Here is a 20619-nt window from a genome sequence, read left to right on the forward strand (position 1 = left end):
AGAGGATGGAGCCGCTGAAGGGATTTGAACCCTCGGCCTTCTGATTACGAATCAGATGCTATACCACTAAGCCACAGCGGCCTCAAGGCTAGTGATATTATCACCGTATAAAATAGGCTCGGACGGTATGTCGAGAGTGCTCACGCTGATATCCTCTGGTCGTTAGGGCTGATAAAGCGCTGATTCCGGAAGGATTTACTGGTCGGCTTTGGGTTCGGCCTCGGCTTGGTCGGCCTTGGGCGTAGGACCCATGAACGTGACGGACGGAATCTCCACGATGTATCCCTTACCAAGCTCGTCCATGCGGCCGACCTCCGATATGAGCTTCGTGATGTCATCCACCATGGAATGGTCCACCACGCAGACGATCTCGACGACCTCGTCGTTCAACCGAACCCCGAGGAAGCCTCTCTCATCGGTCTTTCCGGATCCGTAGAAAATAGACACTTTGGATTGCGCTATCTCGTACACCTGGGATGCAACCTCGTCGGCGACGCTCTTGTCGACCATCGAGACTATCATCACCATGTTCTGATTAGTTTCCATCGTCTCAGTTCCTGTTAATTGATTTCCTTTTCAGACGTATATAGATTCCCATTATCGATAATGCAATGATCGGCGCTAAGGCTATCAGGGCGATGACTCCGAACGCATTCTCCGATGCGATATCCCCGCCCAGCTCCTCTGCCATCGCCGTGTACATGGACATTATGACCGCTACGGACATGGGTCCGGTGGCCACGCCTCCCGCGTCGTAAGCGATTCCCACGAGACTGTCGTCCATGAACCACAGCATGACCAAAGCCACGACATATATCGGCAGGATGTAGTATATGGACATCCAGCCCTGCGACATGGCGTACATGCCTATTCCGACGAACACAGATACCCCGATACCGACGACTATCATTATCGTCTTCGATGTTATCATGTTCCTGGATACGCTCTCCACCTGCGATCCCAGGATCTTCACCGCGGGCTCCGCCGCGATGACCAGGAATCCCAGGATGAGTCCTATGGCAAGTATCCATATCCCTGCTCCGTGTTGGATCAGGTAGACCCCGGTCTCCTGGGCCATGGGCATGAAACCGGCATAGACGCCTGTGAGGAAAAACACCATCCCCGCCATGGTGATCCCCATTCCCGCTAACGTGATCCTCACGTCGTGCCAAGTCCCGTGGAGATAGAACTTCAGCAGGAGCAGGAATATCACGAGAAGCGGTATGACCGAACCCAGGGTGTCCACGAATGCCTCCGATAGATAGCGGATCAGGGTCTCCTTGCTGATGTCGTCGATCTCCGCGGCGGCGACGGGGGTCATCAGGTCCGATATTCCGGCTAACTGACCGTAGAGCATGACCGTTATCAGCGGGCCTATCGATGCCAACCCGACCATCCCGAAGCTGTTCATCGGATCGGAGCTGCGGGATGTGGCCATCCCTATTCCCATTCCCAATGCCATGAGGACGGGGATGGTTATCGGGCCGGTGGTGACCCCTCCCGAATCGAAAGCTATCCCCAGGATGTACTTGGGGACCACGAGCCCCAGGATGATAACGATGACATAACCTATCGTGATCAGTTTCTTCATGGAGTAATTCAGATAGATCCTCAGAGCCGCGAGCACGAGCATGACCGCCACTCCGACGGCGATGGATGCTATCAGCATACCGTAGTTCACATCATGGAACAACAGATCGACCGTGGATGCGAAAACGGTCACATCCGGCTCGGCCACCGTGACGACGACACTGATAACGAACACGATCAGGATCATCGGCAGGACGGATTTCCTGTGGGATATCTCGGAACCCACGACCCTCCCCATGGGGATCACTCCTATGTCCACCCCGTACAGGAACAGGGAGAACCCGGTTATGACCAACATGACGCATAGCAGCTCGATAGCGAACTGCTCGGGGTTGGTGCCTACGGTCAAGGTGTCGATCGCAAGGATGAAAATTGCGATAGGCAAAGTAGTCTTACTCACCTCCGACAGATAACCCCTGACCTCCCTCAACCAGTAACACCCAGCTTAACATCGCTTTGAAATGATAAAAAGATATGGCCGAATCCATCCAACGTCAGAGGATATCTGTCCATTGACGAAATCAGAAAGTACAATGGAGCGCACAGCGTTACCGTTCACTGACGGTACTTGGGGAACATGTCCCTGAACACCACGGCGTCCTTCTCTATCATCGGCGATTCGCAAATGAAGTTGCACTCCTGCTTGCTGTCCGCGAGAACATTCGCAAGGAGCTGGAGGTCGGGGTCCTTGGACTCCAGAGGCAGATGGGAGATCTCCCCTTTATCGCCGTACTTTATGCAGCTGATGTGGAAATGGGCTATGTCCCCTGCAAGGGGGAAGAACTCGTCGATGAGACCTTTCATGTCCTCCTCGGTCTTCAGGTACCCGTGGCCCCTGGCGTGGACGTGAGCTACATCCAGTACCGGGTGGACCCCGTCGACCTCGTCCATGACCTTGCCGATCTCTGCGAGCGTCCCGAACTGTCCGAGCTTGCCCATGGTCTCCACCCCGAGGATGACGTCCTTGATCCCCTCGTCGTCAAGCATGTCCTTGCATTTGGACAGCCCGGCGATGACATTGGGAAGTGCGGTCTCCGGCGTCTTGCCGTATGCGGCAGCATGGATGACGATAATGTAGGCTCCCAGATTGTGTGCGGCGCGGGCGGTATCCATCACCCAATTGATGCTCTTGTCGCGGGTCTCCATGCTGTCTGAGTTGAAGCTGATGAAATACGGTGCGTGGCAGCTGAGCCTGATGTCGAGCTCCTTCGCCTTCGCTCCGACCGCCTGCGCCCTCTCGGGACTGATGCGGGCTCCGCGGACGAACTCCACCTCCAAAGCGTTGAGGCCCAAGCCTTTGGTGTACTCAAGGGAGCCTTCAGGCGTCTTTCCTGCCGAGGGGTATCCTGCGGGACCGAATCTCATCATGCGGGGGCGATGTCCCTGACCGAATAAATGATTATCTGGAAGCGATATCGGGTAACCATGAGGATCGATCTGGAGGTATCGCTGGACCCCACATTGGGATGCGGACAGGCCCACCGCTGGCATAAGCTGGACGACGGCAGCTGGGAAGGTGTCTGGAGGAACCAGATCATTACCATGAAGCAGATATCCCCCACATCCGTGGAGGTCATCGGTACGGATGACCGCAAGGGGATCACCAGATACCTCGGAGGGGACGATGATCTGGAGACCATCATCTCCGAGATCTCCAAGAGGGATGAGTACGTAGCATCCCTGGCGGACAGATGTCCAGGCATGCGCATACTCCGCCAGGACCATTGGGAGTGCCTGGCCACATATCTTCTAGCCACCAACGCCAACGTCAAGAGGATAGGTCAGATGGTTGAATCTGTCTGCGACCACTTCGGGGACGATCTGGGAAGGAGGCACGGCTTCCCCACGCCCAAGCAGATCCTGGACGGATGCGGATGTATAGCGGAATGCAGGCTCGGCTTCAGGGAATCGAGGTTCGTCACCCTCGCCGAGAGGGTGGAGTCCGGGGACATCGATGTGGAATCCTTTTCGGAGATGAATTATGAGGAATGCGTTGTCGCCCTTCAGGACATCAACGGCATCGGGCCGAAGGTGGCTGACTGCGTGGCGCTGTTCGCATTCGAGCACATGGAGGCCTTCCCCATAGACGCCAGGATATCCAAGGTCATGGAGGACATCTACGGCGTGACCGGCAACTACAAGGCGGTCTCCGCATACGGACGTGAGAAGTTCGGGGAATATGCAGGATATGCTCAAGAGTTCCTGTATCACGCCGATTTCATTTCTTGACAGGCGCGATCGCGCAACCCATGTCATTGCAGTTGGCAGAAGTGTCGCCAGTCTGCTTGAGGCTCACCTCGTTCAGAAGACCCGAGTTGCGCACCGTTCCGCAGAGCCTGCAGAGCTCCAGTTCGAAGTCCGCATCCTCAACAACTATGCGCCTGGCAGATTCCCTTATGGATGCCTGGAATTCCGCATAGGCCTCGCTCTCCTCGATGATGGCGCTGTCCCCGCGTTTCTTCTTGAGATACTGGGAGATGGCGGCATCTGTGACGCTGAACCTGCGTGCCACCTCGGCCTGAGTCATGTGGTGTACGTTGACCAATTCGTTGGCAATCTCCCTGCGGATTATCGGGAGAATATACCATACAATTATCTCGCAGGGGATCTTCATGCTGGATTCGAAATTGTTTGAGTATAAAATGCTTGACTATTTTTCAAATACAATTAACCGACCTTGAACCGTTGGCTAGAGCCGGCTAGCTCATGCGCCCGTATTGACCTTGGTGTAGAACTCGGAGACGTCCCAATCCTCGTCCTCACGGTCCCTCTTGGTGTCCAACCTGGTTCCCAAAGACTGCGCCGCCTCCTTCATCATGCGGTTGGCGCGGTCGGATCCCTCGAACTCCTCCACCTTCGCTCCGGAGGCGCATATCTTACCCTGGAAGGAGCCTATGATCTTGTTGTTGGCGAAGATCACGGATTTGGTGGAGCCGACCTCCCTCTTGATCATGTCGCGGAGATAGGCGTGAAGGTTGTCCTGCGAGTTCAGGATGAAAGACTCCCCTGCCCTGCGGCTGGTCTTCCCGACGTCCTTGGCCAGCATCCATCTGAGAGTGGGATCGTCGGCGACGAAGAATCCCTTCTTCACCATTCCCTCGTCCTCCAGCTCCCTCAGTACCCTGCGTGTGACCGACATCCTGCTGCCGATGAACATGGACATGTCCTCGGCGGTGAAGATGCCGAAGTCGCGCATGTGCATCCTGGCGACTTCCTTGGTGGCCTCCATCTGGTCCATTCCGTTGTCCGGGACGATGTTGAACCCTCCGTCGGCATCCTGGTAGAGCACCGACATCCTGTTGAGCTCGCCTAGGATCTCGTTGGTCCTCTCTAAGGAAAGCGGGGACTCCTCGACTATCTTCTTCTTGGATACGGGCTGCTTCATGACGATGAGGGACAGTAGGGTCTTGGCGTCCTCGTCGGGAACGTATCCCTTCTGTGCCCTGAACAAACTGGCGTGATCGGAATCGGTGTATCCCTGATACATGGGGGTGAGGGTCATCTTCATCAGGTAGCCCTTCTCCATCTGCTTCTTCATCAGCGTCTTCTCGGACACCCTGGTGAAGACCTCCTGGTCGCCGCGGATGTATCCGCGCTTGGCCACGCAGTCGGCGACCGAGGGGTACATGTTCGCCCTGTTGACCTTCTGGTTGGCGAAGATGTACGAGAGCATCTGCTCCTCGGTCATGGTCCAGGGATCGAAGCGTCCCTTGGCGTAGAATCCGTTGACGAAGGCGTATCCGCTATCCTCCAGGGCCTTGACCTTGGCGTCGTCCAGATCCGCAACATCCACGCTGAGGACCTCCCTGATGCGGACGATGTCGATTCCCTTCTGGTTGTAGAATCCCATCATGTGGTCGATGGTCTTCAGCACCTCCGGGAACATCTCCGGGTCGTCCATATCCATGGATCTGACCTCGATGCATCCCGACATCTCCCAGATCTCCAGCGCACCGACGATCATTGTCCCTTTAACCAAGGGGAAAATCCAGCGGTCGCCGTAACGAGCGGCGATCTCGGCCCATTTGGATCCCAGGTCTGGATCGAACAATGACAACAATCTGAGGGGGTATTCCTCCTCCTTGACAGCGTCAAGGGCGGGGATCTCGTCCTCCATGATGTACATGGGCGACTGGCCGTCACCCACAGCGATGACCTTGGCACCGATATCGGCCGCAGTGGATTCGACGACGTCCAAAGGTGCACCGACGATGTAACGCAAACCCTGAGCAGGAATCGGACCGTAGGCCCTGATGGCTTTGGCGATGAGGTCCTTAGCGGGATCCCCTTCGGGGATTCCCGGTCTGAAGACTGCATAGGTGTTCTCCGTTCCCCAGTCCTCCTTCTCGCTGAATGCGCGGATGATGCGGAGGGACCTGTCCAGACGCATAACTGAATCGCGGATAATATCCTTGTCCTTGCCCGTCTCGGCGACGAGCTGGCGGAGGGTGGCCATGCCCATTCCGTCTATGAGGTTCAGAAGCTCCAGGTCCTCCGGGGCGGTCTCGTCCATCCTCACGGCGGCATACCTGTCAGCGTCGTCCTTCATGACGAACCTGACCCTTCCCCTGACGAAGCGTCCCAATTGGATCTCGCCGGCCGCGCGAAGCCTGTACCACTCGTCGAGGTCGAAGTTCTCGACCCTGTTGTACACGTCCAGCTCGTTCCCTGCGGAACCGTGGAAGTCGAAGAACTCCTTGATGGTCTTGAAATGCTGGCCTTTGGTTAGCCTGTACCTCTCCACGGCCTCATAGCTGTAGATGTTGTCCTTTCCGGCCTTAAGCCTCATGTGGTCGATCTTCAGCATGTACTGGTCGTTCTCGGAGACCAGGAACCTTCCCTTGACGACCTCCTCGTTGGCGACCAGCGATTCCAATGACTGGCGGGCCTTGTCGTCCGTTAGGGACAGCGCGAATGCGACCTCCTGCACGGATGCGGGCGCGAAGCAGTCCAGATATCTCATGACGATGCGGTCCGTGGCCTCGTCGATATCCATCTTCGGATAATCGACCCTGCCGAAGACCCATTTGTTGTTCACGAGGTCGGATCTGGTGATGAGGTACATCGATTCCAGCTTCCTGATGGACCTGATGGCCATGTCCTCGCTGATCTCCAGCTTCTCGGCCACCTCGTTCATCGGTACGTCCATGTCTATCAGGTCGTAGACTGCCTGGTCGGTCTCGTTGAGCTCCCTCTCCTTCCTCGTGGCCGCGGCATAATATGGGATCTCATCGGCCACCATGATGTGGGGCTCGTCCAGGAACACGGTGCCTATCTCGCCTGAGTGCATCAGCTCGCGGACCCAGCCATCCAGCACCTTCCTGTCCTCGTCCGAATACGAATAGATGTTCCTTCCCCTCTCGCGAAGCGCCTGGAGCGGTCCGGTCTCCATGAGGAGCTTGGGGATGTCGTCCTTGCATGTGATGCGGGTGGGCTTCTGAGCGTAGTAGGGGACGATCTGGTCCTCATCGAACTCGAACTCCCTGACGGAGTCTCCCAACGCACGGTAGAGGACCTTCCTGTGGAGCTCCCTGAGCAGTGCGGAACGGTCCTCCATGAGGACTATATCCGAGAATCCGGACAGGATCGCTGAGTGGGCGAAGGGTGAAGGAGTTCCGGAATAGCGGATTAGGCTGAGCTGCATCTCGCCGGAATCCAGCAGGTTGAGGACGTGCTGGGCGTTCTTGATGTCCATGTCATCCTCCATGACCTCCCTGTAGGTCTCCTCGATGACGGGGACACCTTCCATTCCTCCCAATGCTTCCAGGAGATAGGTGGATCTGACCTGCTGCCTGTTGACGCTTATCGGCCTGCCCATGTAGTTCCTGAGGATCATGAACGACCTGGCGGCCGTGTGCCTGAACCTGAGCTTGAATATCTCGGAATCCTTCAGCGATTTCCTCAGGACCGTCTCCAGCTCGCTCGCTTTGATAAGTCCGGGCAGCTGGTCGATATCGAATGTCCTGGGGCATCCGAGCATGAAGCTATCATCTGAAATTGTGACGGATACGTTCGCACCCAGGAGGTTGGTGAGTCTGTGGGCGTATGCGCGGGACAGGGCATCGTTGACCCTGCGTCCGAACGGGAAGTGGAACACCAGCTTCTGGTTGCCGGAGGGGTCGATGTACTCCTCGACGGCCAGCTTCCTGTCGTCCGGGATGAAACCTGCGACTGCGTCCTGTTCCTTGAAGTATGAATAGATCGAACGGGCGGAACCCTCGTCCACGTCGAACTCCTGGGAGATCTTAGCAATGGCCTCGGTCTCGTTCTCCAGGATCCTCTGCGACATCTCCCTCCTGAAGATGGCGACGTCCATCGACAGATCGAAGGACCTGGGCAGCATCTCTCCTGCCCAGGAGGGAACGGTGGGCTTCCTGCCGTTGGCCTCCTTCACATATGCCGTCATTCCTTTGGAGCGGACGAACTCGAACGAGCGTCCTCCCAGTACGAAGACGTCCCTGGGTGACAGCCTCTCGACGAACTTCTCTGATAATTCCCCAGCCACCGATCCGTGGTTCGTGATCACACGGTAGTTGGCTTCCTCCGGGATCGTTCCCAGATTCATGAAGTAGATCATGCGGGAACCCTTCTTCTTTCCGAAGGTGTTCTCCTCCTCGTCGTACCATATCTTGGAGTACACTCCCTCGAAGTCATCCTTGCTTCCCAGGTACTTTATGACCTGCATGAAGCTCTCCTTCGAGAGGTTGCGGTAGCAGTACGAGCCCTTCACGAGATCGTATGCGTCATCGATATCCCATCTGTTGTCCAGCGACATGCCGACGACGGTCTGAGAGAGTACATCCAGTGCGTTCTCGGGGATACCGACACGGTCTATGTCTCCCCTGTGGGCAGCACGGCACATGACGGCGCATTCCACTAGGTCGTCGGGATCGAAGACCAGCAGCCTTCCCTTGGCCACCTTTCCGAAGCTGTGACCGCTCCTTCCAATCCTCTGCAGCCCCTTCGCGACTGACTTGGGAGAACCTATCTGGCACACCAGGTCGACCGAACCTATGTCGATACCCAATTCCAATGAGGTGGATGACACCACGCACTTGATCTCTCCGTGCTTGAGACGCTCCTCGACGTCGAGCCTGATGTCCCTTCCCAATGAGCTGTGGTGGACCTCGATGTTCTCCAGTCCCCTCTCCTTCAGCTTGTAGACGACGCTCTCGGCTCCGGACCTGGTGTTGGTGAAGACCAGCGTCGTGTCGTGCGTATCGATCAGTTCCTTCAGGGTGTCGTACATCATCGAGTTGACGATGTCCGATGAGAGTGTGGTCAGGTCCCTTGTCGGGCATATCACCTGAAGGTCCAGCGTCTTCTTGGAACCTGATTCTATCAGCGCCACGTCCCTGGGCTTCCCGTCGGGCTCGCATCCCACAAGGTATGCGGCTATCTCCTCTATGGGGGCCAGCGTTGCGGATAATCCTATGCGGACGAAATCGTTCTCGCAGTGCCTCCTGAGGCGCTCCAGCGTGAGCGATAGGAAAGCTCCTCTCTTGGAATCGCAGATGTCGTGGATCTCGTCCAGGATCACCCATTCGACCTTGTTGAAGGCATCCTTGAACTTGGGTGCCGCTAGGATGAGCGCCAGGCTCTCCGGCGTAGTGATAAGAATGTGGGGAGGATGGCGGACCATCTTCTGCCTCTCGGCCTGGGGGGTATCTCCTGACCTAACGGCCACGGTGATGTTCGGGATGTTCATTCCGTGCCTGTGCGCAACCTCCCTCATCTCGGCCAGCGGGGTGTTGAGGTTGCGGTTGACATCGTTTCCGAGGGCTTTCAGCGGAGATACGTAGATGCAGTAGACGCGCTCCTCGAGGGTCCCCTCCCTGGCGTAGCGGGTGAGCTCGTTGATGATGCTTGTGAAGGCCGTGAGGGTCTTACCGGATCCTGTAGGAGAGGAAACTAAAACATTACGCCTCTGATGGATCACGGGGATAGCTTTCGCCTGAGGAATGGTGAGATCGTCGTATTTCTCATTGAACCATGTTGAGATGAGGGGCTCCATCATGCCCATGACCTCATCTTTACTGTATGTCCTGTCTACCCTCTCGACCATGAGAATATCCGTCTGACAGAAACATTATAGATTAAAACCTTTTGTTAAAAAGGTAACTGAATCCACCCGTGAATTGTAGCTTTAAGGACCTACGATTCTGATAATCTGGCCGATATCCGTTCAAATACCAAGACCATGATACGGTGTGTATGTTCGGTTTCGGCAAGAAGAACGAGACGAAGAGGTATGGGCTCACCGGTGACGATGACGTCATCACGACGATCAGGAAGGCATTGGAATCCAACGATATGAAATACCAATACTCCGACGATTACAAGATGTTCACAGTGCCGATACAGGGCGATGACCTGCCTATCATGATGAACATGGTCGTGCAGGATGCGGCCATCCATTTCGTGTGCCCCCTGGCCCTGAAGGCCGAACCCAACAACTTCGAGAAAGTGGCCTGGGAGCTGAACGGCATCAACAAGACGCTGCCGTTCGGAGCGTTCTTCCTGGACCCGGACGAGGGACTGATATCCTTCGAGTACGGCTATATCTTCGTTGAGACCAAGATGTCGCAGGAGTTCGTCCTGTCGATGATGAAGCACATGGTCAAGACCGTGGACCAGCACGACGGCGACCTGAAGAAGCTCGCTGAAGAGGTCTCCAAGATACCTGACGCGATGTATGGATGATCCTTACATTCCACTTAAATAACTGTCAGGACCTTCACATCCATCATGAAGAGGCAGTTCCTTCTCGCATTGCTCGGTTTCGCCCTGCTTTTCTCAGGCGTAGCCATCAGCGCAGAGGATGCCTCGGCCGACGATGGGGCGCAATCCCCGATCGCATCCCTGCACGGCTACGTGCACGAGATCCCTCCCCAGGAGAACCACAGGGCCCTGGAAGGAGTGAGCGTGAAGACATGGGCATCCCTCGATCAGGATCCCCTGCAGGAAGTTACGAGCACCGATAACGGATCGTTCACCGTGAGGTACGACACCAGCCTGAGGTACATCACATTCACGCTCGAAGGGTATTCCGTGCAGAGCTACTGCTCGGAACTGGTCCGCCTGGGAGACAGCAACGTGTACGAGATCGTCCTGAAGGACGAGACCGAGACCGAAGGCGTCCATGAGCTGTACGACGACTACGGGGTCACCGCGCTCCTGGCCCGTACGAACGGAACCATATTCGGAACGGTCACCACCATGATCGAGAACCGTGTTGTGCCCGTTGAAGGAGCTTTGATCACCATCGTCTCCGGACAGTACAACCTGACAGGCACCAGCAACAATGCGGGTCACTACCACATAGACTGCCCGACGGGAACCACCTACGACGTGACCGTCGCCAAGGGAGGCCTGGAGGACGTGACCGTGAGCAATGTGGATCCCTCGCTGAACATGACGACCAACGTCCAGATGGTACAGAAGAGTCACATCGGTGTGCTCGGAATGGATATGGCGCACACCCTGGCCCTGTTCGGACTTCTGATATCTGTCCTTGTCGCGCTCTTCGGAATATACATGGCCAGAAAGCCCGAGAAGGAGAACGGCATCTATGTGCTGAACGACCTTCCCGAGACCAAGGCCAAGAAGAAGTGAGCCGATTACGGCCTTACAAGATTGCTGTTCACCTTTTCGTAGAGGCTGTTGCCGTTGGCATCAATGGCTACCACCAACGGTCCGAAGCGGTCGCTCTGGAATCTCCACATGGCCTCTGCCATGCCCAGGTCCAACCATTCGCAGCCGGTGCATTTGCTCAATCCCTCTGCGAGGCTGACGGCTGCTCCTCCGGTCGCGGCCAGATAGACGCATCCGCATTCCTTCATCGCTGCGATGGTATCGGCGGACATGCCTCCCTTTCCGATGATCGCGCGGATCTTGAACCTCCTGATGAACTCAGGCTCGAGCTTGTTCATCCTGGCGGATGTTGTGGGTCCGGCTGCGATGACGGACCATGAGCCGTCCTCTCTCTGGAGCATGATGGGTCCGCAATGGAACAGGACCGATTCCTCTATGTCCTTGGGGACCTCCTTTCCTTCCCTGGCGTACTCCAGGGCGCGGATGTGCATCTCATCGCGGCCGGTGATGACCGGTCCGGATATGAAGACGGTCTCTCCCAGTTTGAGGGCTCTTGCGTCCTCCTCCTTCAGAGGTGCGGTTATGACCTTCAGAACTTCACCCCCTGGGCGTATTCCACTCCGTCGGCTGTGATCTTGGCGGATGCACGGCGGGTTGCCCAGCATCCGATGTTGACAGCAACTGGAAGGCTGGCCGTGTGGCAGGCGCACTTCTTGATCCTCACTCCGAGGGAAGTGGTTGATCCTCCGAGGCCCATGGGGCCCAGGCCTGAGTTGTTCAGTGCGACGAAGAGGTCCTCCTCCAGCTTCCTGAGGACGGGGTCGGGATTCTCCTCATCAATCGGGACCATCAATGCCTCCTTGGCCATCGCGACGCAGACGTCTGATGTCCCTCCGATTCCGATACCGACGATGGTCGGCGGGCAGGGACGCCCTCCGGCGTCCAGAACGGAGTCTATGATGAATTTCTTGATCCCTTCCACGCCATCTGCGGGGTTCAGCATGCCCAGGCGGGTCATGTTCTCCGATCCCGCTCCCTTCGGCAGAACGGTGATCTGCGTGAAGTCATCATCTGTAGGGATGTAATGGATGATCGGCATTCCGGGCCCGAGATTCAATCCACAGTTCTCCCTGGTGATGGGATCGACTGTGTTGGGCCTGAGAGGGATCTCTTTCGTCGCCCTCTCGACTGCCTTCGCTATGGCCTTGCCGATGGAAGAATCGAACTTCCCCTTGACATAGAACACCGGTATGCCGGTATCCTGGCACATCGGGATGCCTATGTGCTCTGCCTTCTTGACGTTGTCCATGATGGCCCCTAGCTGCGTGTAGGCGATCTCGTTCTGCTCCCAACCGGAAGCAGCCTCCATGGCCCATCCGATATCCTCGGGAAGTTTCGTGTTGGCCAAACGCAGGAGGTTGTAGACGACATCCTCCACGGGCTCAGGCAGTTTTATCATGATGGAGGAGAAGAAGTGACCGATATATGACTGTGACCATCGAAGGTACATGGTGTTGAAGACGATCATCGCTCTACAGACCTGAAAAATAGGATTTGAGTTCCGTACCAGTTCCGCCATCTGTTTTAACTAGTAAAGGACTATTTCACCATCGTGATCAAGGAAATCCCCCCAATGCTATCGTTCTCGAGGATCGGGATATCCCTGATTTTGCCTTTCATCGAGGTCTTCTCGCCGCTTTTCCTGCTATTGGTAGCGGTTGCCGCCCTGACAGATGTGTTCGACGGGATAATCTCCAGGAGGATGGGTTTCCCTGCGGAGAAGGGACGCATGCTCGACAGCATCGCGGACGGATTCTTCGTGGTGAGCCTGCTGATATGCATCATACCGAACATAGTCCTGGAGGACTGGATGATCATCTGGATAGCGGCCTTGGCGATATCCCGCATAATCGCCATAGCTGTCGGATCGATTAGATTCGGCAAGGCCGCCTTCCTGCACTCGTACCTAAACAAGGCCACAAGCGCGGGGATCTATCTCTCACCGGTGCTGATCGCCTTCATAGGCGTTCCAGCCACCATCGTCATCCTCGGCATCCTGGCGACCGTGTCGACCATGGAGCACTTCTACTACAACCTGACCAGCGATGAATACGATCCCAATGCAAAAGGCGTATTCTTCGTGAAGAAGAACTGAGATCACGGTACGAGGTACAGGACATCGTCGATGATGACCGTTTTCACGGTCTCCCCTGCCTCATATCCCTCGGGGACCCTGAGGTCCACGGTCGAGAAATTGTCTGGATGGAGGACCTGTATCTCCTGACCGCTGGCGTTGATGACGGTGGCCTCCTTCAGGTCATCGGCCTTCTCGTAGAGCTTGATCTCCGTCATGTCGGATTTCCTGACGGACTTCTCCCTGAAGTTCATCAGGTCCAATACGCGCCCGCCGTTGCCTGAGACGCGTGTGAGCTTGCAGTACCTGTTCTCGAAGATCACGACATCGCCTACATGGTACTCCGGCAGGCGGACCAGATAGGTCAAGCGGTACATGTCCTGGCCGTCAGTGGTCTGTCCGACCAGCTTGGGGGATTCCTTCGTCTCTGCGCAGTAGACCTCGGAGAACTCCTTGGCCAGGTTCTTTCCGAGAGAGATGGATGATAGATAGACATCTACACCTCCGGTGACGATCTCCATCTTGGTTATGAACAGGGATTTGTTGGTGGATGCCGCCCTTGCGACATACTCCTCGGTGAACGCCAGGGATTCCTCCCTCTGCTCCTTGGTCAGGCCTCCCTTCGCACCGGTGCGGATCTGGAGGATGGCCTCGTAATAGCTGCCTAGCTGCCTGGAGCACCTCTTGCAGACGTTGTTCTTGATACGGACGATGGTGGAGGCCACATCGCTAGTCTCGTAGCCCATCACATCGCAGTCCGTGTGGACATTGACCACATAGACGTAGGGATCCTGACATTCGTACGAGGTCGCGACCCCTAGGACCTTCGCATCGCGGATAACCGACAGTGCATCGACTGCCGCATCCTGGACGGCCTCGGTGAGCTCCTTCTTCACCCATCTGTCGCCGAACATGAACTCGCCGCAGTTGGTGCACACCTTCAGGTCGACATGGTGCGGAAGCTCGGTCAGTTTGCGGCCGTCCAGCCAGCAGTCTATGCACAGACCCTGGAGGGACTCCTCGCAATCACGGCCGCACTTCACGCAGAAGTTCACAATAGCACGACCTGAACATGTTTTACGCCGGCTATGACGATGACATCCTCCTCGGAGGCGTATCCTTCCTCGATGGCCACCGTCACCGTTTCATCGCCGACTAGGTTCATGATGTCCACCGACTTCATGCGCTGGACAAGACCGTTCCTGTCGAGGGCTTCGCCCCTGTAGAATATCTCGTTGACGTCCAGCTTCCTGTCGCCGTCCCTGAAGGTCTGTCCGACCAGATCCTCATCGCATGCAGCCAGAATAACGGCCTGCTCATCCCTGTGAAGCTTCACGAACATGTTATCAATCCAGCATTTTGAAGAATCCAGGCTTTGGTTCGTATATCTCGTTATTGGCCTTCATCTTCTTGAAAGCATCATGGATCTGGTCCTCCGTCAGACCTTCTGACTGACATCTGGCGATGACTTCTTCGAGAGATATTCCCGTGTCGCTGGCCATTCTGATGACGTCCTTGATCATCTTCAGACCGCTGCGCTCCCTGGCGCTGTGCTCTGAAGCGATCCTATCGATGTCCAGGCTGCCGTCGTCGCTTCCTGCGATCCTGTAAAGGTACGACTCTATGAGCTCGGCTGCGTTGTTAGCGTCGATCTCGTTCACGGTATCTGATAAGCGCATCCTTGCGGAGGCCTCGGCCAGACGGACGTATCCTTCCAGCTGCCTCGCCGTGATGGTCACGACTCCGTTGCCTCCCAGATTCCTAATCCTCAGGAAACTGTCCTGGATGATCTTGTATGCATCGTTGCTCATGACCGGAACTATCCTCTTGGAGTACGCGACGTACTTCCTCAGCTCCTCTATCTCGTAGACCGGTTTCAGCTCCCCGGTGTCGTTGAGGATCCTATTCACATCCACGCCCTTGATCTCCTTTCCCTCGGGGATCATCCTGACCTCACCGCGCATCTGCGTGTTCAGAATGTGGCTGGACAGCTTCTCGTCACGCTTCTTATCAGGCTTATCGGTCAATATCTCGATCAGGTCGAAACGGGACACCAACGGCGGCGGGAGATTGATCTGTTTGATGACGGTCTCTTCCTCCTCGAACCTTCCGTACATGGGGTTGGCAGCTGCCAGCATGGAGCATCTGCACTGCAACGTGGCGTTGATACCGGCCTTGGCGACGGAGATCCTCTGGGCTTCCATCGCCTCGTGCAGGGACGACCTGTCCTGTTCGCTCATCTTGTCCAACTCATCGACGCATGCCAGTCCCTTATCGGCCAGGACCAGCGCCCCTGCCTCCAGAGTCCACCTTCCGTCTCCGAAGTCGTCTCTGACCGCAGCCGCTGTCAATCCAGCCGCTGAAGCTGACTTTCCAGATGCATAGATCCCTCTTGGTGCGAGCCTGCTCATGTACCTGAGGATCTGCGACTTAGCGACTCCGGGGTCTCCGACCAACAGGATGTGGATGTCTCCTCTCAGGCTCGTTCCGTCGTCCATCTCCTTGTGGCATCCTCCGAACAGCTGGAGCGCGATGGCCTTCTTCTGCTCCTCCATCCCGAAGATGGATGGCGCTATCGATCTGATGATGTTATCATAGAGGTTGGGGTCTTTGGACATCCTTAGGATCTTCTCCTCGTCCTCCTCTGTGATGGTGATCTCATCATACTCGTGCTGCTCGAACTCCACCGAGATGATGTCCAGATATGTCTCGAAGACCGTGGACTTATCCCTCTCGTACTTCTCTACCGAGCGGAGCACACCGTTCAACGTGATGCTGTTACCGGCCGTCACGATTCCGGCTATATCGTCTTCGACGTAGCCCACCAGCCTCTCGGGCTGGGATCCTCCCCTGAGTCCCTCGGGCCTCTCCTGAATCTCGATCTTCTGAGTGTCGATGTATGTAGATGCCTTCAGGTCCTCGATGAAACGAGTGGACTGCTTGTTGCAGCTTCCGTCGGGATTGTTGCACATCAGGGGCTCCTTCATGATCATACCGGTCTGCGGGACCCATATCTCGGAACCGCATCTGGCACACCTGAACAATGCGTATGTCATACGGGGCTTTACGGTGGTGACCTTCCTGACCAGTCCCTCCACCGCGACCAGCCTTCCGAGGTGGTCGGCCCTGAGGTTCCTGATGTCAACTTTCGCGTCTCTAGGGAGATTGATGATCCTGACGTTGATGGTGTGTCCCGGACGGTCGATGTTGGGGACCAGCTCCATGACTGCCTTCCTTGCGATCTCGAGGCACCTATCCGGCTCCTCAAGGAGATAGGCGGAGAATTCGACATCCTGCATGGTGATGTCCTCGAAATCGACCTTGACGCTCTTCTTCTGAGGATAATTGTCTGTTATGTCCGCTATCATCACACGGTACTTGTCAGTACTGAGCAGCGTGGTCCACAGCTTCTCGATCTCGTTATCCTCGTACGTCATTGTTCTCCCCTCTCGGAACGGCAGTCGTCATCCACCCACCAGACCCATCCGCCGGCCTCCATGGAGATCTCCCCTTTGACCGTCCCCTCCTTGCGGTACTTGGACAGGGTCTTGGCGAGATCGTCCGGGCAGCGGTAGCCGAACAGGTGGTCCAGCCTCTCGCTGGCCTCCCTGGTGGTCAGTCTATCGTCCCCCAAGGACTCCCAAATCATGGAAAGCAGACTGTCGTTCATGTGCTCTAAGTCGTAGGAACGATGGGGTATATTAGGCATTGTCTGACCCGTTAATTGGTCGTGACCTACGGGGTAAAATATGGGTTGCGAAGAAATGGAAGATTAGGGGCCCGGAACCTTCATCATGGTATAGAACGGGCTCAGCATCCCAAAGAGGTGATCGGTATCACGTAGACCCCGTCCTCGCGCCTGTACACGGCGCTCTCCATACCGCTCAGCACGCACAGGAACTCCGGAGGACGTCCGCTGCCGTCATTGGTTATCATCTCTTTGATGTTGATCAATTCCTCGGCCGCGGCATCCGTTTGGTTGGCTCCCAGTTTGATCTCGAACGCCCCCCATCTCCTGTCGGGAAGCTCCACCACGGCATCTATCTCGCGGCCCTTCGCATCACGGTAGTGGTGAAGGTGCCCCCTCATGGAATTCGCATAGATCTGCAGGTCGCGCTCGCACATGGCCTCGAACATGAATCCGAACAGGTTCAGATCGTCCACCAGCATATCCTTGCTCAGTTCCATGGCAGCTATGGACAGCGCGGGGTCCGTCAGATGCCTCTTCGGGCTCTTGCCGACACGGACCGAGGATCTCAGATTGGGATTGAAGGCCGGCTGGTCCTCTATCAGGTGCATCCTGTCAAGGACGGACATGTAGCTCTTGACGGTCTCGTCGGACATCACCTCGTCGTCGAACTCCTTCATATCACGGGATATGGTGGAATAATTGGCGAGGGTGCTCTCGTTGCGTGACAGCGAACGCATCAGCATCTTCATCTTGGAAGGCGATTTGCTGTCATCCACACGGGGAAGGTCCTTCTCGCAGATCTCGTTTGGATAACGGGAGACGGCCAACAGGCGGTGTTCGATGTCCAGACTGAGGTTCCCGGGCCATCCGCCGCCCATGACCAGATCGACTATGCGGTCCAGTTTCTGCTCCCTGCATACGGATGTGGGGACATCGCCGTCGAAAAGGTCCTTCAGTCTGACCTTGCCGTCGGACGCTCCGATCTCCAGAAGCGACATTGTACGCATGCGCACGGCTGCGATACGCCCTAGACCGCTGTGAAGACTCCCCTTCCTGATCTGCTCCAAGGGATCGTCGCTTCTCCCCCTCTCAGGTGTCGATGATCCGCTGAGGATGTATTTCCCGGGACCGTTCTCGGAATCAACTGCCCTCCTCACCGAATCCCATATCGCCGGGACGAGCTGCCATTCGTCGATCAGATGGGGCTTGTCCCCTTCAAGGGCCACCTTCGGATCCATGGAGGCTATCCTTAGGTTCCTGTAATTGCCATCGGTGTCGTCCAAGGCGAACATGCTGGCCGAATGGGTCCTGGATGTCCAGGTCTTGCCGCAGTACTTCGGCCCCTCTATCGATACCGCCCCGTAGGCCTGGATCAACTGCTCTATCTCTTTGTCCACTACCCTCGGGATGTATCCGTCCACCTTCATGCGATGCCTCTGACGTTAAGGTATGTGTTCAAAGTATTTAGTGAAATATCCCATGTGACTTGGGAACTTTTTCCCGTATAACTTGGGAACTTTCACCGTTTTCACTTGGGAACTTTCACCGAATCGAGGTAGTAATTCCCGTAAAACTCATTCTGATTTGACGTTGATGTAATAGGTGTTCAGACCAAGCAGGTTGGAATGCGTCACACCCTCCGGGACGGCCGTGCCCGATTGGGAATCGTCCCTCACGATGACGTTCAGACCGTCATCCTTCCTTACGACCACGTCCTCGTCGCTCAGCCATACTCCAGTGATGAAGGTGTTGATGAACGTCGACACTGTGGATGTGAGCGATACCAGGATCGTGATGGGAAGGTACGTGAGCAGGATGCGTCTGATAAGCAGGTTATGTTCCATCTTCGGAACACGGTAACCGATGATAGTAGATATAAATCATCAGAAAAAGGCATTCCAGATTAGGAATGCTGGCCGCATATATTCATAATCTCAATATTTTCACTAACATTATATTGTTACAGATTGTCCTCGCCTCGTACACGAAGTACGGAGCGGATCTGAACGGTTCCATCGAATCTGGTGCGGCCTGCGGCATTTCCTCGACATAACAGATCGTGTGAACTTTGACTGCATTCGAAAATGAGATCGACGACAGAAAAAAGCTGATTACATGTATTGCAGAAATTGTGGCAAGATGGTTCCGGACAATGCCGCATATTGTCCAGAATGCGGAGCTTCACAGGTGAACGGCCCCGGCCCTTCATACTACAATCAGAACTATGATTCCGGAAGCATAGGCTGGGCCGTTCTGGGCTTCTTCATTCCCCTGGTGGGATTCATCCTATGGCTGATTTGGATGGACAGCAAACCCAAGTGTGCCAGGATGGCAGGCATAGGTGCCTTGGTATCGGTGGCTTTGAATATCGTTTTGGTCGTGATATGGTTTATTTTTGCTGCCACCATTCATCCGTGAACCGAACTAATGCCTGAAAATCGGGGTCTCCGGCCCCTGTCTTCGCATCCGCCATACCGATAGGTCATCCCTTGGTTATCGCTTCGATGTACTCATTCTGGATGCGGACCACTTCCGCGGAATCCTTGGCTTTGGAATAATCCTCGAGCATCTCCCCGTTGAGCCTCATGAACTCTGGGGCCCAGTTGAACCTGCCCAAGAACTCAGCGGCCTGGTCCTTCTCCCCTAGGATGTACAATGCCGCCATGACGGCCTCGGCGCTGTTCAGCTCCATCGGCCTGCCCCAGTTGATGGGATTGGAAGCGAGCAGGTACGGCAATGCCCTCTCCTCTACGTTCTTCAGCCTGGGGAACTCGTCTATGTTGGTCCATGTGAGGTCCATGACCACCAGTCCCTTCCTGGCGTGGTGGATGTCCGCCGGGGACATGGCTTTATCTGAAAAGGGGGACAGTACTATCGATCCCTTCGGGATGGCCCCCAAGGTCTTGGCCTCCTTTCCGAGGCCGAACTTCATCATCCGCTTCGCGGTGCACTTCTTCGGGTCGCACTGACATTTGTCGAAGATGATTACCGGTATCATGCCGTGACCAGCGCAGACAGCTTATCGGGGTCGGCCAGGTTCTCCTTCACCCATTCCCTGACCTGATCGATGACCTTGACGTAATCGTCGAAGAGCTCGGCGTCGTCGGTGGCAGTGAAGTCCTCCCTGTTCATCATGGGGGCGAGGATCTGCTTGCCCTGCCAAGGGGATTTCTTGGAGAATTCGTCGAAGATCGGCTGCTCCAAATATACAACGAAATCATAGAAATCGTCCTTGGGAAGGAGCTCGGTGTTCTTCAGGTCCTTGGCGACCTGGCGCCTCATGTCCTCCCCGTTCTGATACATCACGGAGATCATGTCGCAGTCGATGATGTCATGCTCGAAACCGGCGCTGTACACCTCGTACTTGTTCTCGTAGAACTGGTTGGCGAAGTACTCCGCCAGCTGTGAGGTGTAGTCGTTCTTCCTGTCGAGGAACAGGATGCGCAGCTTCTTCTCGGTCTTCTTTCCGAACATGGTACCAACGGGTCTCGGTATGGCATCGGATATAAAGTATGATTCGGGAAGAGTCCGTGATTCTCGGATCGGACGGCGTTGTTCCCGCTCCAGGATTTGGGAAAAATGTATTTTTCTCCATTTTTCCGCGCGTAAA

The 20619-nt window shown here is 55.8% G+C and carries 20 protein-coding genes and 1 tRNA gene; 5 read left to right on the forward strand and 16 right to left on the reverse strand.

All coding sequences use genetic code 11. The annotated features are described in order from the left end of the window. Positions 1 to 6 precede the first annotated feature (6 nt). The 4 genes from PED39_02285 to PED39_02300 form a co-directional block, all read right to left on the reverse strand. Positions 7 to 81: transfer RNA gene (locus PED39_02285), tRNA-Thr, on the reverse strand. Positions 82 to 195: 114 nt separating this feature from the next. Beyond that, the gene (locus PED39_02290; GenBank protein ID WII08045.1) at positions 196 to 546 is read right to left on the reverse strand and encodes a hypothetical protein; all 351 of its coding nucleotides are present in this window, start codon (positions 544 to 546) and stop codon (positions 196 to 198) included. Positions 547 to 550: 4 nt separating this feature from the next. Further along, complete coding sequence (locus tag PED39_02295) at positions 551 to 1975, reverse strand: DUF1538 domain-containing protein (protein ID WII08046.1); 1425 nt, start codon at positions 1973 to 1975, stop codon at positions 551 to 553. Between the two features lie 170 nt (positions 1976 to 2145). Further along, on the reverse strand, positions 2146 to 2958 hold the full coding sequence (locus PED39_02300) for a TIM barrel protein (GenBank protein ID WII08047.1): 813 nt from the start codon (positions 2956 to 2958) through the stop codon (positions 2146 to 2148). 57 nt (positions 2959 to 3015) lie between these two features. Between PED39_02300 and PED39_02305 the strand changes: the two genes are divergently transcribed. Beyond that, positions 3016 to 3819: a DNA glycosylase gene (locus PED39_02305; GenBank protein ID WII08048.1), complete on the forward strand. Its 804-nt coding sequence runs from the start codon at positions 3016 to 3018 to the stop codon at positions 3817 to 3819. Here PED39_02305 and PED39_02310 read toward each other — a convergent pair. Together PED39_02310 and PED39_02315 are read right to left on the reverse strand one after the other, a co-directional pair. Continuing rightward, complete coding sequence (locus PED39_02310) at positions 3809 to 4204, reverse strand: transcriptional regulator (GenBank protein WII08049.1); 396 nt, start codon at positions 4202 to 4204, stop codon at positions 3809 to 3811. The genes PED39_02305 and PED39_02310 overlap by 11 nt on opposite strands. Before the next feature lie 90 nt (positions 4205 to 4294). Continuing rightward, positions 4295 to 9655 (reverse strand): ATP-dependent helicase, encoded by a 5361-nt coding sequence (locus tag PED39_02315; GenBank protein WII08050.1) that lies wholly within the window; start codon positions 9653 to 9655, stop codon positions 4295 to 4297. A gap of 149 nt (positions 9656 to 9804) precedes the next feature. On the opposite strand from PED39_02315, the gene PED39_02320 reads away from it, so the two are divergent. After that, positions 9805 to 10293 carry a YbjN domain-containing protein gene (locus PED39_02320; protein WII08051.1) on the forward strand — a complete coding sequence of 163 codons (489 nt, stop codon included), beginning with the start codon at positions 9805 to 9807 and terminating at the stop codon, positions 10291 to 10293. A gap of 45 nt (positions 10294 to 10338) precedes the next feature. Beyond that, positions 10339 to 11205, forward strand: coding sequence for a carboxypeptidase-like regulatory domain-containing protein (locus PED39_02325; protein ID WII08052.1), 867 nt, complete (start codon positions 10339 to 10341; stop codon positions 11203 to 11205). 5 nt (positions 11206 to 11210) lie between these two features. Here PED39_02325 and PED39_02330 read toward each other — a convergent pair whose 3' ends face one another. Both PED39_02330 and PED39_02335 read right to left on the reverse strand, forming a co-directional pair. Continuing rightward, the gene (locus PED39_02330; protein WII08053.1) at positions 11211 to 11849 is read right to left on the reverse strand and encodes a FumA C-terminus/TtdB family hydratase beta subunit; all 639 of its coding nucleotides are present in this window, start codon (positions 11847 to 11849) and stop codon (positions 11211 to 11213) included. After that, on the reverse strand, positions 11774 to 12712 hold the full coding sequence (locus tag PED39_02335; protein ID WII08054.1) for a fumarate hydratase: 939 nt from the start codon (positions 12710 to 12712) through the stop codon (positions 11774 to 11776). Before PED39_02335 ends, PED39_02330 begins: the two co-directional genes overlap by 76 nt. A gap of 84 nt (positions 12713 to 12796) precedes the next feature. On the opposite strand from PED39_02335, the gene PED39_02340 reads away from it, so the two are divergent. Beyond that, positions 12797 to 13339, forward strand: coding sequence for a CDP-alcohol phosphatidyltransferase family protein (locus PED39_02340; protein WII08055.1), 543 nt, complete (start codon positions 12797 to 12799; stop codon positions 13337 to 13339). A 2-nt stretch (positions 13340 to 13341) separates the two neighbouring features. Here PED39_02340 and PED39_02345 read toward each other — a convergent pair whose 3' ends face one another. The 6 genes from PED39_02345 to PED39_02370 form a co-directional block, all read right to left on the reverse strand. Continuing rightward, a complete protein-coding gene (locus PED39_02345; protein WII08056.1) occupies positions 13342 to 14373 on the reverse strand; it encodes an NMD3-related protein in 1032 nt (343 codons plus the stop codon). Further along, on the reverse strand, positions 14370 to 14660 hold the full coding sequence (locus PED39_02350) for a DUF424 family protein (GenBank protein WII08057.1): 291 nt from the start codon (positions 14658 to 14660) through the stop codon (positions 14370 to 14372). Before PED39_02350 ends, PED39_02345 begins: the two co-directional genes overlap by 4 nt. 4 nt (positions 14661 to 14664) lie before the next feature. Further along, a complete protein-coding gene (locus PED39_02355) occupies positions 14665 to 16755 on the reverse strand; it encodes a minichromosome maintenance protein MCM (protein WII08058.1) in 2091 nt (696 codons plus the stop codon). Next, positions 16752 to 16988: a hypothetical protein gene (locus tag PED39_02360; GenBank protein WII08059.1), complete on the reverse strand. Its 237-nt coding sequence runs from the start codon at positions 16986 to 16988 to the stop codon at positions 16752 to 16754. The genes PED39_02355 and PED39_02360 overlap by 4 nt, the downstream gene beginning before the upstream one ends. Before the next feature lie 140 nt (positions 16989 to 17128). Beyond that, positions 17129 to 18436, reverse strand: a complete 1308-nt coding sequence (locus PED39_02365) for a DUF4143 domain-containing protein (protein ID WII08060.1) — start codon at positions 18434 to 18436, stop codon at positions 17129 to 17131. A 147-nt stretch (positions 18437 to 18583) separates the two neighbouring features. Then, positions 18584 to 18853: a hypothetical protein gene (locus PED39_02370; GenBank protein WII08061.1), complete on the reverse strand. Its 270-nt coding sequence runs from the start codon at positions 18851 to 18853 to the stop codon at positions 18584 to 18586. A 271-nt stretch (positions 18854 to 19124) separates the two neighbouring features. Here PED39_02370 and PED39_02375 point away from each other — a divergent pair, with 271 nt between their 5' ends. Further along, on the forward strand, positions 19125 to 19427 hold the full coding sequence (locus PED39_02375; protein WII08062.1) for a zinc ribbon domain-containing protein: 303 nt from the start codon (positions 19125 to 19127) through the stop codon (positions 19425 to 19427). Between the two features lie 64 nt (positions 19428 to 19491). Here the strand turns inward: PED39_02375 and PED39_02380 are convergent, their stop codons facing one another. Together PED39_02380 and PED39_02385 are read right to left on the reverse strand one after the other, a co-directional pair. Further along, positions 19492 to 20007 (reverse strand): DUF367 family protein, encoded by a 516-nt coding sequence (locus tag PED39_02380; GenBank protein ID WII08063.1) that lies wholly within the window; start codon positions 20005 to 20007, stop codon positions 19492 to 19494. After that, the gene (locus tag PED39_02385) at positions 20004 to 20483 is read right to left on the reverse strand and encodes a hypothetical protein (GenBank protein WII08064.1); all 480 of its coding nucleotides are present in this window, start codon (positions 20481 to 20483) and stop codon (positions 20004 to 20006) included. Before PED39_02385 ends, PED39_02380 begins: the two co-directional genes overlap by 4 nt. Between the last annotated feature and the right edge of the window lie 136 nt (positions 20484 to 20619).

The organism is Methanomassiliicoccales archaeon LGM-RCC1, from assembly GCA_030168575.1.
Classification (GTDB): Archaea; Thermoplasmatota; Thermoplasmata; order Methanomassiliicoccales; family Methanomethylophilaceae; genus Methanoprimaticola.